The organism is Microbulbifer mixtoriginis (SeqCode) (genome assembly GCF_052468275.1).
Genome location: NZ_CP174341.1, coordinates 3,446,902 through 3,461,640, shown reverse-complemented (window position 1 = coordinate 3,461,640; position 14,739 = coordinate 3,446,902). Strand labels below are relative to the sequence as shown.

Annotated in this window: 22 protein-coding genes; 20 read left to right on the top strand and 2 right to left on the bottom strand. The window is 44.8% G+C overall.

The window, feature by feature from the left end:
• The first annotated feature begins 5 nt into the window (after positions 1 to 5).
• From sthA to ACJJIC_RS15115, 3 genes are all read left to right on the top strand, one after another.
• A complete protein-coding gene (gene sthA / locus ACJJIC_RS15125) occupies positions 6 to 1,403 on the top strand; it encodes a Si-specific NAD(P)(+) transhydrogenase (RefSeq protein WP_444909416.1) in 1,398 nt (465 codons plus the stop codon).
• Entirely contained in the window at positions 1,400 to 1,864 is a 465-nt protein-coding gene (locus ACJJIC_RS15120; RefSeq protein WP_252081947.1) for a thioesterase family protein, read from the top strand. Before sthA ends, ACJJIC_RS15120 begins: the two co-directional genes overlap by 4 nt.
• Positions 1,865 to 1,946: 82 nt before the next feature.
• A complete protein-coding gene (locus ACJJIC_RS15115) occupies positions 1,947 to 2,393 on the top strand; it encodes a GNAT family N-acetyltransferase (protein WP_444909417.1) in 447 nt (148 codons plus the stop codon).
• A gap of 80 nt (positions 2,394 to 2,473) precedes the next feature.
• Here ACJJIC_RS15115 and ACJJIC_RS15110 read toward each other — a convergent pair whose 3' ends face one another.
• Positions 2,474 to 3,454 (bottom strand): integron integrase, encoded by a 981-nt coding sequence (locus tag ACJJIC_RS15110; RefSeq protein WP_445357328.1) that lies wholly within the window; start codon positions 3,452 to 3,454, stop codon positions 2,474 to 2,476.
• A gap of 695 nt (positions 3,455 to 4,149) precedes the next feature.
• Here ACJJIC_RS15110 and ACJJIC_RS15105 point away from each other — a divergent pair.
• From ACJJIC_RS15105 to ACJJIC_RS15065, 9 genes are all read left to right on the top strand, one after another.
• Complete coding sequence (locus tag ACJJIC_RS15105) at positions 4,150 to 4,452, top strand: hypothetical protein (RefSeq protein WP_445357327.1); 303 nt, start codon at positions 4,150 to 4,152, stop codon at positions 4,450 to 4,452.
• Positions 4,453 to 4,576: 124 nt separating this feature from the next.
• Positions 4,577 to 4,888: a hypothetical protein gene (locus tag ACJJIC_RS15100; protein WP_444890900.1), complete on the top strand. Its 312-nt coding sequence runs from the start codon at positions 4,577 to 4,579 to the stop codon at positions 4,886 to 4,888.
• 101 nt (positions 4,889 to 4,989) lie between these two features.
• Complete coding sequence (locus ACJJIC_RS15095; RefSeq protein ID WP_445357326.1) at positions 4,990 to 5,514, top strand: hypothetical protein; 525 nt, start codon at positions 4,990 to 4,992, stop codon at positions 5,512 to 5,514.
• Between the two features lie 95 nt (positions 5,515 to 5,609).
• Positions 5,610 to 5,870, top strand: a complete 261-nt coding sequence (locus tag ACJJIC_RS15090) for a hypothetical protein (protein ID WP_445357325.1) — start codon at positions 5,610 to 5,612, stop codon at positions 5,868 to 5,870.
• A gap of 126 nt (positions 5,871 to 5,996) precedes the next feature.
• Positions 5,997 to 6,275 carry a hypothetical protein gene (locus tag ACJJIC_RS15085; protein WP_445357324.1) on the top strand — a complete coding sequence of 93 codons (279 nt, stop codon included), beginning with the start codon at positions 5,997 to 5,999 and terminating at the stop codon, positions 6,273 to 6,275.
• A 470-nt stretch (positions 6,276 to 6,745) separates the two neighbouring features.
• Complete coding sequence (locus ACJJIC_RS15080; protein ID WP_445357323.1) at positions 6,746 to 7,135, top strand: hypothetical protein; 390 nt, start codon at positions 6,746 to 6,748, stop codon at positions 7,133 to 7,135.
• 90 nt (positions 7,136 to 7,225) lie between these two features.
• Positions 7,226 to 7,696, top strand: coding sequence for a hypothetical protein (locus tag ACJJIC_RS15075; RefSeq protein WP_445357322.1), 471 nt, complete (start codon positions 7,226 to 7,228; stop codon positions 7,694 to 7,696).
• Positions 7,697 to 7,825: 129 nt separating this feature from the next.
• Entirely contained in the window at positions 7,826 to 8,404 is a 579-nt protein-coding gene (locus tag ACJJIC_RS15070) for a hypothetical protein (protein WP_444909430.1), read from the top strand.
• An 87-nt stretch (positions 8,405 to 8,491) separates the two neighbouring features.
• The gene (locus ACJJIC_RS15065) at positions 8,492 to 9,166 is read left to right on the top strand and encodes a hypothetical protein (RefSeq protein WP_444909431.1); all 675 of its coding nucleotides are present in this window, start codon (positions 8,492 to 8,494) and stop codon (positions 9,164 to 9,166) included.
• A 21-nt stretch (positions 9,167 to 9,187) separates the two neighbouring features.
• Here ACJJIC_RS15065 and ACJJIC_RS15060 read toward each other — a convergent pair whose 3' ends face one another.
• Positions 9,188 to 10,129, bottom strand: coding sequence for an IS110 family RNA-guided transposase (locus tag ACJJIC_RS15060; RefSeq protein WP_445357321.1), 942 nt, complete (start codon positions 10,127 to 10,129; stop codon positions 9,188 to 9,190).
• Between the two features lie 287 nt (positions 10,130 to 10,416).
• On the opposite strand from ACJJIC_RS15060, the gene ACJJIC_RS15055 reads away from it, so the two are divergent.
• The 8 genes from ACJJIC_RS15055 (at position 10,417) to ACJJIC_RS15020 (ending at position 14,596) form a co-directional block, all read left to right on the top strand.
• Positions 10,417 to 10,692, top strand: coding sequence for a hypothetical protein (locus tag ACJJIC_RS15055; RefSeq protein ID WP_444909433.1), 276 nt, complete (start codon positions 10,417 to 10,419; stop codon positions 10,690 to 10,692).
• A gap of 131 nt (positions 10,693 to 10,823) precedes the next feature.
• Positions 10,824 to 11,288 (top strand): hypothetical protein, encoded by a 465-nt coding sequence (locus ACJJIC_RS15050; RefSeq protein ID WP_445357320.1) that lies wholly within the window; start codon positions 10,824 to 10,826, stop codon positions 11,286 to 11,288.
• 93 nt (positions 11,289 to 11,381) lie between these two features.
• Entirely contained in the window at positions 11,382 to 11,747 is a 366-nt protein-coding gene (locus ACJJIC_RS15045) for a hypothetical protein (protein ID WP_445357319.1), read from the top strand.
• A 90-nt stretch (positions 11,748 to 11,837) separates the two neighbouring features.
• Positions 11,838 to 12,236 carry a hypothetical protein gene (locus ACJJIC_RS15040; protein WP_445357318.1) on the top strand — a complete coding sequence of 133 codons (399 nt, stop codon included), beginning with the start codon at positions 11,838 to 11,840 and terminating at the stop codon, positions 12,234 to 12,236.
• A gap of 91 nt (positions 12,237 to 12,327) precedes the next feature.
• Complete coding sequence (locus tag ACJJIC_RS15035) at positions 12,328 to 12,804, top strand: hypothetical protein (RefSeq protein WP_445357317.1); 477 nt, start codon at positions 12,328 to 12,330, stop codon at positions 12,802 to 12,804.
• 17 nt (positions 12,805 to 12,821) lie between these two features.
• Entirely contained in the window at positions 12,822 to 13,187 is a 366-nt protein-coding gene (locus ACJJIC_RS15030; RefSeq protein ID WP_445357316.1) for a hypothetical protein, read from the top strand.
• A 585-nt stretch (positions 13,188 to 13,772) separates the two neighbouring features.
• Positions 13,773 to 14,075, top strand: a complete 303-nt coding sequence (locus ACJJIC_RS15025; RefSeq protein ID WP_444884527.1) for a hypothetical protein — start codon at positions 13,773 to 13,775, stop codon at positions 14,073 to 14,075.
• On the top strand, positions 14,051 to 14,596 hold the full coding sequence (locus tag ACJJIC_RS15020) for a hypothetical protein (RefSeq protein ID WP_444909439.1): 546 nt from the start codon (positions 14,051 to 14,053) through the stop codon (positions 14,594 to 14,596). The genes ACJJIC_RS15025 and ACJJIC_RS15020 overlap by 25 nt, the downstream gene beginning before the upstream one ends.
• Positions 14,597 to 14,739 lie beyond the last annotated feature (143 nt).

Below are 14,739 nucleotides of genomic sequence, written 5' to 3'. Positions count from 1 at the left end.
TATAGATGGCAGAGCAAAAGTTTGACTTGGTTGTAATTGGTTCTGGTCCCGCTGGTGAGGCCGCCGCAATGAGCGCCGCGAAAAAAGGCATGCGTGTCGCAGTGATTGAAAAACGCCAAGTAGTTGGCGGTAACTGTACCCATAAGGGCACCATTCCCTCCAAAGCTCTGCGCCACTCTGTCAAACAATTAATGCGTTATAACACTCAGAGTGTTTTTCGTGCTTTGGGTGAACCGCGCCGCCTAACCTTCCCTCAGGTGATGCAAACAGTCAATAAAGTGATTTCCTATCAAGTGGAAATGCACACCTCTTTTTATGCGCGTAATCGGGTTGAGCTAATCGTTGGGGCGGCAAATTTCCGTGATGCGAATAGTGTAGAAGTACAGCTGCCCGATGGCGCCACAGAAATTGTCACCGCGAAAAAATTTATTATTGCCACGGGTTCCCGTCCATATCGTCCCGCAGATGTGGACTTTGATCACGAGCGTGTCTACGACAGCGATATGATTCTGGATATGCAGCATACGCCGCATTCCATCATGATCTACGGCGCCGGCGTGATTGGCTGTGAATACGCTTCTATTTTCGCTGGTCTTGGTATCAAGGTAGATTTGATCAATACCCGCAGCAGCCTGTTGGAATTTCTGGATGATGAGATCTCTGATGCCTTGAGTTACCACTTGCGCGATATGGGCGTTACCGTTCGTCACCAGGAGGAGTATGCGCGTGTGCTCCCCAATGATCAGGGCGTGATTATGGAAATGCAATCAGGTAAGCGTATCCATGCAGACGCACTGCTCTGGTGTAATGGTCGTACAGGTAATACCAGCTCCCTGGGCCTGGAAAATATCGGCCTCGAAGCGAATCACCGCGGCCAGTTAAGCGTAGATGATCATTACTGCACGGAAGTGGATAATATCTTTGCGGTGGGCGATGTTATTGGTTGGCCCAGCCTTGCCAGTGCCTCCTATGACCAGGGTAGGGCGGTAGCAGCAGCTATTGCCGGCCGCGGGCACCGTGTAATCGAGGATGCGCCCACTGGTATTTATACCCTGCCGGAAATTTCCTCAGTAGGAAAAACAGAATCCGAACTGACAGCCGCCAAGGTACCCTATGAGGTGGGGCGTGCGCTCTTTAAACACACTGCACGCGCACAGATCTCTGGTGAGCGCGTGGGCATGCTCAAGATCCTGTTCCATATTGAAACCCGTGAAATTCTCGGCATTCACTGTTTTGGTGCCGAAGCGGCAGAGATTGTGCATATTGGTCAGGCCATCATGAAGCAGCCCTCGCCAAATAACACCATCGATTATTTCGTTAACACCACATTTAATTACCCCACCATGGCAGAGGCCTACCGTAGTGCCGCACTGGATGGTCTCAACCGGGTTGCAAGATTATGACAGAGCCCTCTCCCCATGAATTTCAGGAGTTGGTAAAGGGATTTTTTGAAAAGATCCCTTTTAATCAGCAGATTGGCCTTGAAATGCGCTCCCTAGACCTAGAGGCCCTTACTCTTTCCGCCGGTTTTCAACAACGTCCGGAGTTGATAGGTAACGTCTGGACGAATATTTTGCACGGCGGCGTAATTGCCACCGCTCTGGATACCGTCGGTGGCCTTACCGCAATGGTTGCTGCATATCAGCGCATGGGGGATCTGCACTGGAAAGAAAAAGCCGATCGCCTTTCTAAGCTGGGTACGGTAGATATGCGCGTGGATTATTTAAAGCCCGGAAGGGGGGAGCACTTTCTCTGTGAAGGCTCAATTCTACGCACAGGCAATAAACTCGTGGTTGCGCGTATGGAGTTGAGTAATGACCGGGAAGAATTAATTGCTACTGGGACTGCCACATTTCTCTACTGATGCCCCCTTGGATTAGTTGCAAGAACTGACTTGCAGCTAATTTGGTAAGCTGAAATGCTTTTGTAAATTGCGAGGGGACATTGTGAAAATATTACGATGTGAAAGCCATCATGTACCTGAGGTGGCTCAATTATTTGATGAATACAGGGTGTTTTGTGGCTATAAATCGGACTTAATTGGAACTGAGTCTTTTCTGGGCAACTTGATCGACAGTCAGGCTTCCACACTTTTTATAGCAATAGATTCCGAGTGTTCTGAGGTAATGGGTTTTGTGAATCTTTATCCCAGCTTTTCTTCCCTTGCTCTTACACGCCTGTGGATTTTAAATGACTTAGGTGTTTCAAGTCGCTATAGGGGGAGGGGCGTTTCTAAAAAGCTGATCCAGGTTGCGATAGATTTTGTCAAGGAAACTCAGGCCATTCGTATTGAACTTAAAACAGAGAAAAGAAACAATCGCGCACGTCAGTTATATCAGTCTTTAGGTTTTGAGATTGACTGTGAAAATATTTACTACAGAGTACCCTGTTAAAAAGCAACGGGTCTTTTAGCAAAGAGTGAGAGAAGGACTTAAAGCTCAACCGTTTTTAGAGGTCATGCCCGGGGCTCAATCTAATCTAATGGGCTGCTAATCCCACGTTCATGAGCACCAATCACGTGTGTGTAGATCATCGTAGTACTTATATCATTGTGACCAAGAAGTTCTTGAATATTGCGAATGTCTGCACCTGATCGTAATAGGTTGGTAGCGAATGAATGCCTGAAGGTGTGGCAGCTGGCTTTTTTTCGTATACCTAAGCTCGAAATAGCCTTGGCAACTGCACGCCTTATCTGTTGTTCTCCAATATGATGCCTTCGTATGATATTGCTACGAGGATCGAGCGAGCGCTCTCTAGCAGGAAATATATATTGCCAAGCGGGGTTGGTGGCAGCCTTTGGGAACTTTCTGGCTAGCGCAAATGGGAGATAGACCTCGCCATATCCTTCAACGAGATCCTGCTGATGGAGCGAGAGAGCATAGTGAATTTGGGCCCTTAATGGTTCAATAAGAGATTTAGGTAGTAGGGTCCTTCTCCACTTTTCACCCTTGGCTTCACGTACGAATATACACTGCTCTGTAAAATCAACGTCTTTCACCCGAAGCCGCACGGCTTCCATGACCCTAAGACCGGAACCGTACATCAAAGATGCAGCAAGCTTTGCCGGGCCAGTAAGCTGCCCCAAAATATCTGTGGCCTCCACATGGCTGAAAACCACTGGCAACCGCCTGGGACGATGACTGCTGTGAAATTTGAGCTCACCTAGTTCAAGGCCCATAAACTGCTTGTATAAAAATACGACTGCATTTAAAGCCGTTTTCTGGGTATTGATTGATACGGATCGATTGGTTGCCAAATGACTGAGCCAGTTATTCACTTCAGCCTTGCCTAGTGCTTCTGGGTGGCGCATCTGATTAAAGCGAATGAAGTCTTTAATCCAATAGCAATAGGTTTGCTCGGTTTTGTATGCCAAATACTTTGATCGCATGAAAGTTCGTAATCGATCCATAAATCGAGAGGAGCTTTTGGGGATCGGTATAGGAATGTCATCCATTTAAACACACCCAACTCTGGTTATATATACAGTCTTGCAAAAAATATGACCAGATGCGAGCTGGAATTTCGGTCATCGTGACCGTTATTTTGATAGGTTTAGCAAATATGCTCAAAAAATCATTAAATACAATGAGTTACGTAAAGTGGTATATTTAGGGATAGTGGTCGCAGTGACCATATTTCCACATTGCACCTTCGTATCATTTTTGTATAACTATATGATTTTAAAGTGATTCAAAGGGGGCTGTCGTGGGATTGCTTCTGAAATAGTAATCAGGATAATAGTGGTCATGATGATCACTATATAAATGTTATTGTGGCGGTCTAATTTTTAGATGTTTTGTAGCTGCTGCAAGCATCAATCTCTATCTGGGCACTCTTTTCCTGAGAGTTTTCCTGTAATCTGGTACCGCAGTTTCGCTCCAGTGCCATCGTTTTAAGTCAGCAAGCCCTGCAAGCCAGCTACGCCATCATAGAGTGCGAATCAGATAGTTAACCGGTTGGGAAAGTATGGTATTTTTCCCTGTAAATTTATCGGGCAGTGGCCAGCCAAAGTTGGCTGGCAGAGAGCAAGTAGGTCGTTCAGTGCGCGCCAACTATAACCAGGCCAGGCAAGAATGCCCAGCCGGAGGCTGGGCTGGACAGCCTACGCTCCGCTTCGGCTGCACTTGCTGGCAACGTTAAGGCTCAATTTTGAAAATCGTCATTTTCCTGATACTGCCGATATTAAATGCTCTTGCGTGGAAGTATATAAGTATTGCAGGTGAGACTTTGAGGCAGCTCAAGCTGGGTAAAGAGCCAGAGATTGACCCAATGCAGAGTGCTATATTACCTGAAATAATAGCCATGCTAATTTTGAGCTTTGTGTCTTACGTAATCGTAAATATATTTAGTCCTGCAAATAGCGTTAAATTTGTCGCATCAGGGCAGCTGGTATTCTTAATATTTCTTGTCCCTTTCACATTAAAACATTGGTGGGGGCTTAGGCAGGTTTAGCCTTAACAAAGCCAGCAACGGCGACAGCTTTTCCGTTGCTTCTTTTGTGGCTTAACGCTACGCTACCACAAAATAATCAACTACAAAGCTGCGCATTCTGGCGGCGTTATACGTAGATACGGCAATGGATATATCTCAGTATTATGATGAAGCAGAGAACATCGGGAAGCTAGTGAAGAAACAGGCTCCTCATATTTTGTCTGCATTAGATTATCCTTCTGAGGACGATCATCCATCCTTATGGGTTCCCAAAGTTCAAAATGCTTTACTGAACTTTTATAAAGAGTTTCCATCTTCAGAAGTAGCTGAAGAAGCTCTAAATTTGTACATTCAAGGCGCAATAATGGAGGATAAAGCAGAGTATAAATTACAGGTCAAAATAGGCGTTTCTTGTTTGGTTTTAGGGGTGGCAATCGGATGGGTTATATGGAGCTAACCACGTATAACAAGCGCATGTTGTTCGCCGCTATCGCGGCCGGACGGCTTACGCTGCGCTTCAGCCGCCGCAAATGCGGGCGTTATGAGCCAGATTGAGTCATGAGAGGGTTTCTATACAAAATTCCGTTTTATATATCGCTGATATTGTCAGCTTGTATTGCCATCTTCTGCGGGATTTCGATAGACAAGATGTATGATGCTTCTTACGGTATCTTCGTGATGCCAATTGTTTTTATCGTGAGTCATTTCTTAATAAATGGTGTGGTTTTGAATGGATTAGTCTTCCGCAAAGTTATTGAGAGAAATACGCTAGTATTTGAATACGATGAATCCCAAGGAAGGATAAGTTGCCCCGGCGAGGCACCAAGAGTAATCCCATGGGAAGAAGTAACGAAGATTGAGATTGTTACAACCGATCGAGGACCTTGGGAAGAAGACGTATGGTGGTTGTTCTACTTAAATGAAAGTGAGTCCCCAATCGACATGGCGCAGGGAACCAAAAATCATGAAAAAATATTTGAAGTACTGGAAGGCTATTTTACGGATGTGAACATGAACGAAATTTCAAGAGCTATGGGCTCAACTGTAAATGCAAAATTTAACGTTTGGGCAAAAAGCTCATAACAAGCGCAGGCTGTCGGAAAACCGGGACGGCGCTTCGCGCCTAAAAGCCCCCGGTTTCCGCAGCTGCGGGCGTTATGTGTCAATGAGTAGGAAATATGATCGATGTCATTGATGGGTTTAAAGCGGGTGGTTGCGGTAAAATTTTTATCAGACACTTACTTAAGCTTATTTTTACATTGTGTGCCTCAATAGTTCTTGTAGGATTGATTCGTTTCTTGCTTGGGAAAGATGAGGTAATACCTCTTGGTGCTGAATTCATAGGCGTTTTAATAACTCTGGTATTAGTACACTTAATTGATTTCATGCGTGCGGTAATTAAAAATGGCGAGCATTCTGATATACCCCCAACCACATAACCAGGCCAAGCAGGCTCGCCCAGCTATTGGCTGGGCTGGACGGCCTACGCTATGCTTCGGCCGCCCCTGTTGGCAACGTTAAACGTAAATATGGAAAGAACTGTAGTATCAATATGCTGGTCCACCATGTTATTTTTAGTGGTAACAGTGGTTTTAGGTAGGGGAGAGCTTCCTGAGCATGCAATTATTCCTGCTCTAAACACCGCAGCTTTTTGGGCGGCTGTTACTGGGCCGTTTTGGCTTATGGGTATTTCTACAGTTTCACTAATTGCAGGTTGCATTGCCATTAGCAATGGTAAAGCAGCCAAAAATAACTCTATCGCTCAAAAATATGGCTGGGGTTTAGCGGGCGTGGCGCCTATGGTATTTATATTTACAACCTTAATTGTTGCGGCGCTATTATGAGCGCTGAAACGTTTAACAAGGCGCTGTTGTCGCAGCCTTCGGCTGCCGGGACGGCCTGCTACGCAGTCCGCCCCAAAGCTTAGCGTTATTGTGGCGGTCACTTTTTAGATGGTTTGTAGTTGCTGCAAGTAACAATCTCTACCTGAACACGCTTCGCCAGAGAGTTCTTCTTCAAACTGGTACCGCAGTTTCGTTCAAGTGCCTTCATTTAAAGCCAACAAGTTCTGCAAGCCAGCTGCACCATTGTGGAGTGCCAATCAGCTAGTTAACTGGTGGGGAAAGTATGGTATTTTTCCCTGTAAATTTATCTGGCAGTGGCCAGCCAAAGTTGGCTGGCAGAGAGCAAGTAGGTCGTTCAGAGCGCGCCAGCTATAACCAGGCCAGGCAAGATCGCCCAGCCGGAGGCTGGGCTGGACAGCCTACGCTTTGCTTCGGCTGCCCTTGCTGGCAACGTTATGCATAAAGGCCGAATGAATATTATCTACTCAAAATTGATAGAACTGATTGGCTTAAATGAAGGAATTGTGTGGGGCGAAAGCTCGTGCCACGATTCTTACTTCCGTTTACAATTTTACATTCATAACTCTAAAACCAGATTGTTAGCTCATTATGTGGCGGAAGCTTCAAATACGCTATTAAATGTTTATGCTAAAAAGCCACCAGGAGAGCTTGATCACGATAATAACTGTGATAGTGAGCTTGTCCATGAGTACAGGTCTGATTCGGATGATGATGCTCTGGATAAAGCATGTTGGCTAGGTGCGCATTTTACCTGGGCTATGTATAAAGCTGGCATTATCAGCCCCAAAATGGAGCAAGAGTTTTGTGGTGTGTTTGGCGCGGCAAGTAGAAATGCATAACAAGCGCATGTTGTTCGCCGCTATCGCGGCCGGACGGCTTACGCTATGCTCCAGCCGCCGCAAATGCGAACGTTAGGGCTCTAGGAAAGTATGAGCGTATCTGAGAGTAAAAGAGAAGAAACGATAAAGGGATTATCTCTTAGGCCTGAATTAGTTGATCTTTTTCTAGAAAAAGACGATTTGGGAGCGTTTTCTCGATATTTTGAAAAGCCTGAATACTTCTATTCAGTTAGTTGGCCACAATTCAAGGAAAGAGAGCTGTTGCCATTGTGGGAGTTTTCTGAAGAAATATATGCGCTAGACCTAATCGAGAACAAACTGATTTCCTTCAACATCGAGTCCCCTGAAGAATATGAGATATTCGATTCAATAGACCAGGGCCTATTTAATATGATTGAGCTTCATACTTGGGAGTTTGGCGGTGAAGATCAAGAAATCAGTGAAGCAATAGAATTCGCAAAAAGAGTTAAACTGCCTAACATTCAGGGTTTGCTTGATCTATTTGCTAACTATATGGCGTGCACAGAAGAGATGATTTCAGAGTACAAAAATGCACTTTAAGAAAAAAGCCCTAACAAGTAGCAGCAACGGACTGTCAAAAGTGTCACGCCTTTTGTTCCAAAAGCCGCGCCATTTTAGCCGGCAGTTACTGCGGGCGTTATGCATCTCTAGTAGGCATGGAGCCAAATTTTGAAGAATAGAAAATCCCCTGTCGGGCAATACATAATTGAAGGTATAGGCGATAATGATGACGCCTATGAATATATTGAAGATCTACTGCCATTGATCGGCGAGGTCGTTCTATTTTTTAACTCACTAGAATCAGACATCGATCAACTGATTTGTGGAGATATCTCCGACCGAACCGACCATAAAGGTTTGTTGGTTCTACATAATATGATGTATGGGACAAAGGTTGATTTGTACGAGCGCTTTAAGAGTGAAGAGCTACGAATGTGCGGCTGGGATTTACATTCCTTTAAGAATTTAATATCAAATTTGAGGGAGTGTGGCACTCTTAGGAATCGAGTAGTACACGCTAACTGGCAGCATACCAACGAAGAAGGCTATACCCATGTTCGCTTCAAGATGGGAAAGGAAGGCCTTGAGCACGAATTTTTACAATTCTCAGTAGATTCTCTCAATCAAATTATTCAAAAAATTATCGATGCTAGAGAGGCCGTAGAAAAATTTGAAGAGGAGCTTGAGGAAAAGCGCTATGAGTGGCAAAGGGAAGCGGCTGAGAGGCGTGCGAAGAACGATGCATAACAAAGCCAGCCAGAGGGAACAAAAAACCGCCGCTTCGCTCTGGTTTTTCGTCCCCTGCTGGCGGCGTTAGGCGAAGGAGAAATCGAAGTGCTTCGGATAATAATATTACTCTCATCTGTATTGCTTCCTATCAGCGTATTCGCCACGGCGCAGGCACCGGACTATCTGATTTACAAAGAAGAGCGGCATCGTTTGCATGTAAATCCACTTGAAGAGCTGTTTCTAATGAAAAAAGAGTTGAGGCCTAAAGGTGGGGTAATGTCCACGGGCAATTGGCGAGGATACGTCGCAACATTTGAAATCAAGCAAGGATTTTTAACTGTTAGTGATATCACTATCGAAAAACGTGATCCAGATAAAGATAAAGAGCATAACTATTTGACGGAGTCAGTGCTTAAAAAGGTATTTCCAAATCAATCTGCCAGGAAAATGGATTGGTTTTCAGGCTTGCTTGTCGTTCCTCTTGGTAAAAGAACAGGCTATGTTCATCTTTCATATGCGTCTCGCTATGAAAACTATCTTGTAATTCGCATAAAAAGTGGGCGAATAGTCGAGTCAGCTCAAATGAATTCTGATGAATACCTGGATTTTAAAACACGTCAATTTAAAGTGTTCAAGAGTACTTCTGAGTATAAGGCTCTATACGAGGAGCTAAGTAAGGATGGTGGATCGGAAGATGAATTCGATTTGGAGAGTTTCATATTTCAAATGGGTGGGTTTACACACAAAGTTGATGTGCCGTTTGAATCGCCTAACAAGTGACTATGGTCCTTTGTCAAGTATTTAAGCCATTTTCTCATCCCAGTAAGTGCCGTTTTTTACCATTGTATTTAGGATGGTAAGTTGCTTCCTCATACATGCGATAAGGGCTACTTTCTTTGGTTTACCAGCAGCGACCAGGCGCTCATACATTGGCTTTAATTTAGGGTGGCATTGTATTGCCGACATCATAGAAACAAACAAAACCGTGCGTACACGATGTCGCCCACCTCGAATATAGCGCTTACCCTGGAAGCTGCCGCTATCACGATTCATCGGGGCGATACCCACAAGTGCCGCAATCTCTTTGCGGTTCAGCTTGCCCAGCTCAGGAAGTTCGCTCATTAGCGTGTAAGCCAGTACATTGCCGACTCCTTTAGCGCTTAATAAGAGATCGCGTTTTTGTCGCCACTGGGCAACGCTGTTAACAAATTTATCAAGTTGCTTATCGACTCCTTCTAGCTCTTTTTTGATGGCCTTTAAGATAGCCTGAATGGGCTTGTGAACAGACTTAGGCATTCTCTTGAGGCGATTCTTTTGCATTGTGCTCATTTCTAAGCACTGGTTCCTGACCGTCAGCAAATCACTGATATTTCTTAGTTTTTTTGGTTTGATCGATGACAATCTTGGCTTCATTGCTTCACCAAAATGTGCGATATCAATTGCATCCAGCTTATCTGTTTTTGCGAGCCGCCCCGCTGACTTTGCAAAGTTTCTTACTTGTGAAGGATTGCAAACAACTATCGGCAGTCCCGCTTTATGAGCAGCACAGACAAATTCTAATTCTAGCCTTCCTGTGGACTCGATCAATACTCTTTCAGGTTTAAGAGGTTGTAGTTGTTTAATGGCATCCTTAATACCATTTTTATCATTGGTAACGCTAAAGAATTGGCCAGTAGGTCTCACATAAATATCGAGTTGTTTACTGCTGGTATCGATACCGACATTGATCTCTTGAGGTTCCATAAGATAAGCTATCTCCGCCTTGCTATTCGGGCTCGAGGCCCACATGACTATTCGAGTTATGCCTAGTGAGTGTCTGTCACGTTCATACTTGTTATCGGTCTTTATGAACCAGCGCAGCAGCGAACTGTGACAAACAAGGCCTTCGGTGGCCGCCGAAGGTGGGTCTCAATTTACCCGTTAGCGAAAAGGATTTTCAACATCAGAATCGGACAAGAACAACCATACAAGTCAAAGCACACCGACACGCTAAAGCGTGTCGGTGTTTGAAGCGTTAACTTCGAAATACGATGAAATATATATCTGGCGAATCAGTAGAGCTATACGACATTGTCGAAAGCAATGAGGGTGGAACTTGGGTTCAAGCTACAGTCGTTTTTATTGCTGATACAAAGAAAGCAGCTAAAGAATGCCAGTGGCTTTTAGATGAAACACCTGAGTGGGCAGAGGATTCGATTGCTATCTGCTGGAATTACTCTCAAGAACTAGAAGACATCGATGATAGATTACTGTTCACCGATACAGAAAATAACGATGAACTTAGGTTTATCAGAAGACAAAGTTAACAAGTCAAAGCACACGGACCTTCGGCCTGGCGGCCTCGGTCAGTGTTTGAGACGTTAGTTTAAATATGAACCGAAAGAAATCGTTATCGATTCTAGTTTTAACAACTCTATTAATAGGGGTTGTTTTCTCTATGGTGCCTTTTTTTTCATCGCTTCAGCCTAATTCTAAAGCTGAAGCAGCTCTGTTTAGGCTAGATATATCAAAGATTAATAATGGGGAATTTATAATTTTTGATCACCCAAACTACGGTGATTCAATCAGAGGCTATAAATGGAGCGTAATGATCTACAAAAGCCATAGTGGCTCCATTACTGCTTTTGATATTCCCCGCAAAGGCAAAGCAACAGGGCTTCCCGATATGTACTGGTGGAGGCCTGCTTGGCCATGCTTTAATTTTGGGCCAACCTTTTCAGGAAGCAAGGTTGATGAAAGCATGCCCATTAAGTGCCACGACAACAGAGAGGAGCTTGACTATTGGCTTCCCCAGGTTGAATGGGACCTAAGCGGAAAAACCATAAAAGGAGGCATGGATAATATGCTCCCAACATTAGGTACACTTGAGGGAAAACACTTTGTATTTGGAAAACGAAACTAACAAAGGCCAGCACAATCGCCAAATACAAAAAACGAATTTGGCTGGACTCACTACACTGCGTTTCGCTCGCCTGTGTGGCCGGCGTTATGCATTATGACTGAGTTCCTACATAAGTTTGCATGCTTTGATTGCCAAGTCGCATTTAAGCGTAGGGCAATAGAAGATACGTCGTCTGGATCGGCTCACCAGCCGGATTCAGAAATGATTCATGTCTGCCCAAATTGCGGTCATCGCATGGCATTCATGGGACGCAATTTTGCAGCGCCATCAAAAGCAGACGCTTCTGCTTGGGAAGCAGCAAAGCGCCTTTGGGAGGCTGGCTTTCGTTTTGTGGGTAGTGGTTATCACAGTGATCCTCTACTGCCAAAAAGTAAATCCGGAATCTCGGCATTTATAGAGCAAAACCCTGAGCACAAGCAGAGAATTGGTAAACAGCTGGAGTGGGCAAAATATGTATAACAAGCCGCAGCAATCGCTCCCGTTGGTCGCTGGGACAGCCAAAACGCTGCGCTCATTTGTCTGCCCCTGTGCGGGGCGTTAAGCATAAGCATGATTAAATATCTTTGGATTCTCATAGCATTTACTTTTTTGCTGTCGGCTTACAACTGGTACGAAGAAGGTTATTTCAGTTTTTTGGGCTTTTGCGTAGCAAACCTTGGCGCTGTAGCTACGCCAATATTGGCTACTCTGATCCTGCAAGGTGTTTCTAAATTTTCAGGCTTGCCCGATCTACCATTCAAATTTTCGGCCGTCCTTTCTGTGGTCTTAAGCCTGGTTGCATATGCTTACTACGCCTTGAACGGTCGCGCTGAAAACTCAGGCACATCAGCCGCACAAATGCATGTTATCGTGGTACCAATAGTGCTCTTGTCTTTTACTCTGTTAACATCGTTAATGGCTTTGGTGACAAGCGTTGTATTTAAGCTGTCGGAGGGGAAAAATGCTTAACAAACACAGGCAGATTGCTCCGCCCCTTCGGGCCTGTGCGGGACGGCCTACGCTACGCTTCGGCCGCCCCTGCTGTGGGCGTTAGGGCTATATGAACACATTCTTATCTTTTATAGCAGCGATCTTTGCACCAGCGTTTATAGTGACTAGTTACTATTTATACGGTCAATTTATGATATTCGAAGCTGATGATCCGTATATCTGGGTAAGAACTAGTAAGTGGCTGTACATGACGGTTCTTGTGTCTGGCGCATTTGTCTTTTCACTTGGAGGACCTGCGTTTTTTCTTCTTAAGAAGTTCAATTTTATAAAATGGTGGTCCACAATTGGCACTGGCTTTATTTTAGGCGCTGCTCCAGTTGCAGTCTTTACACTACCTACATATGCCACATCCGCATCAGTTAATGGAGTTCAAACAGTTGTTGACGGTGTACGCACTTTAGATGGTTGGTTTCAGTATGTTTGGGGCTTTTCCTATTTCGGTGCCCTTGGAATGGCTGGGGCCTTGGCTTTTTGGTTGGTATGGCGGCACGGCCCTAACAAAGCATTGTACCGGACAAGCCGGTGAATGCGGCGTTAACCCATATGAGCAAAATGGAAGATATAGAAGTTTATGTGAAGGGAAATGAAACAACGCAAGTGGTTTCATTCCTTAATGAAGAGATTGGTGCATTGTCCTACGATTGCGAAATCGATGAGGGACATACTTTATTCACGTGTAATAAGATTGCGGTTCTAATTAATACTGGCATTCAAGATGGTTATATATCAGTTAGTATCAAGGGTGCAGAAAAATGGAGTTCTGACGTTGAATTTGCTAGAAGGCTAGTGGAGGTTCTTGGGGTTACTGTTCGCTGTGACCCTGGTGTCGAGTTTCCTGAAATTTCGCCTTACTCAGATATTTTCGTTGAAATAAATGAGCAAGGGGAGAGTTTTCTTGAGTGGGGTTAACAAGGCAAAACACGCGACAAGCACGTGTTTGCGACGTTATGTACCCAGAATATGAGAGATAAACGAGCCATATTTGCGACAGTTGAACTCTGGTGTTCCGAGCGCAAAGGCATTTTTTTCGCAATCTTGGTTACGCTAGGCATTGGAGTACTCTTCCTATATGTCGGCCTGCCTAAAAGCACTGAGCTTGTTTCGGGTGTCGCGCAAGCTCAGGTCTATGATGGCAGCCAAACTGGAAATGAGCCTAAGCTCTCGGTCAAATTAGCTAACGGCAGCTTAGTTCATGTGGCGGTAAGCTCTCCTGGTCAAGTAAAAATAGGCTCAGAACTTTGCCTATATAAAAAGACAAGCCATGCAGGTACAGTACACTATTCAATTAAGGCAGTTGGCAAATGCACATAACAAATTTAGGCATGCGACGTCTGCTGCGCAGCCGCACATGCTAAAGGCGTTATGTTTCAGGAGTAATCGAAGATCATTGCCAAATTTCTTAAAATCGTTAGCGCTTTGGTTTTGGTTCTAGCAATAGGAGTTGTGCTCATATTTGGGTATGCGTTTAATCCTTGGAAAAATGACGATCATGCTATGCGCCAGCAAGTAGAAAGGTACTGCGGTGGATTTGCCACTTACTACACGCAAGAAATGTGGGACGGTACTATCCAAGTGGTCATTCACTCAAGCAAAGTCGGGCCTGAAGCTATCGAGGCAATAAATGGAGAGCTGCCTGTTACAGTTGGCAATGTTCTGGCTTCCGACTTCAGGCAACCAAACCAAGGGTACGGAAAAGGTCTTGTATTAAACGACAACCAGCTTCAGTTCTGCAGCGCAAGCGGTTGTAAAAACATAACAAGCAAAGGCAGCGGATGCGTAAACGCACCGCTGCTTTGAGCGTTAAAGGTACGTCAATGATTAGAGCAGTTCTCGTAATAGTCTCCCTAAGCATAATGTCGGGTTGTGTTGGTTTTGCTGTTGGAACTTACGGGAAAAAAGAATGGGCTAGAACAGAATTCAGTCTAGGGAATGAGAGAAATCAATTCTCATTCGAAAAGAGAGATTCGCCTTACTCAGAACTTGAAATTATCGAACGTTGGGGAAAACCTGATTCTGTAGATCAATTTGAGTATTGCAAAGTACTTATATATAAAGACGGAACGTCGTGGGCTGGTGCTGGAGCATTTGTTGGCGTAGTACCAGTTCCGCTCGCAGTACCAACTGGAACGTATAAGAATCGCTTCTATCTTCGTAACAATGCAGCTGTTGGCTTAATTCAAGAGTACGGAGAAGTAGATCGTGCTGTTGGATATACGTGTGGTAGTAACGAGTGCGCGGCTAGCTCTGGTGAAAAGGTTAATGAGCCTGAGGTTGATCCTAAAGTGGCAGTAACACAGTGGTGTGGCAAGTCCCTTTAACAAACGCAGGCAGTATAGCTCCGGCCCTTCGGGCCTGCGCGGGACGCCCAACGCTGTGCACCTATTGTGCTTGTCGCTGCGCTCCTTTTTAGCACAATGGGTGCTCAATATTGGTTGCCCCTGCTGCGGGTGTTATACATTTA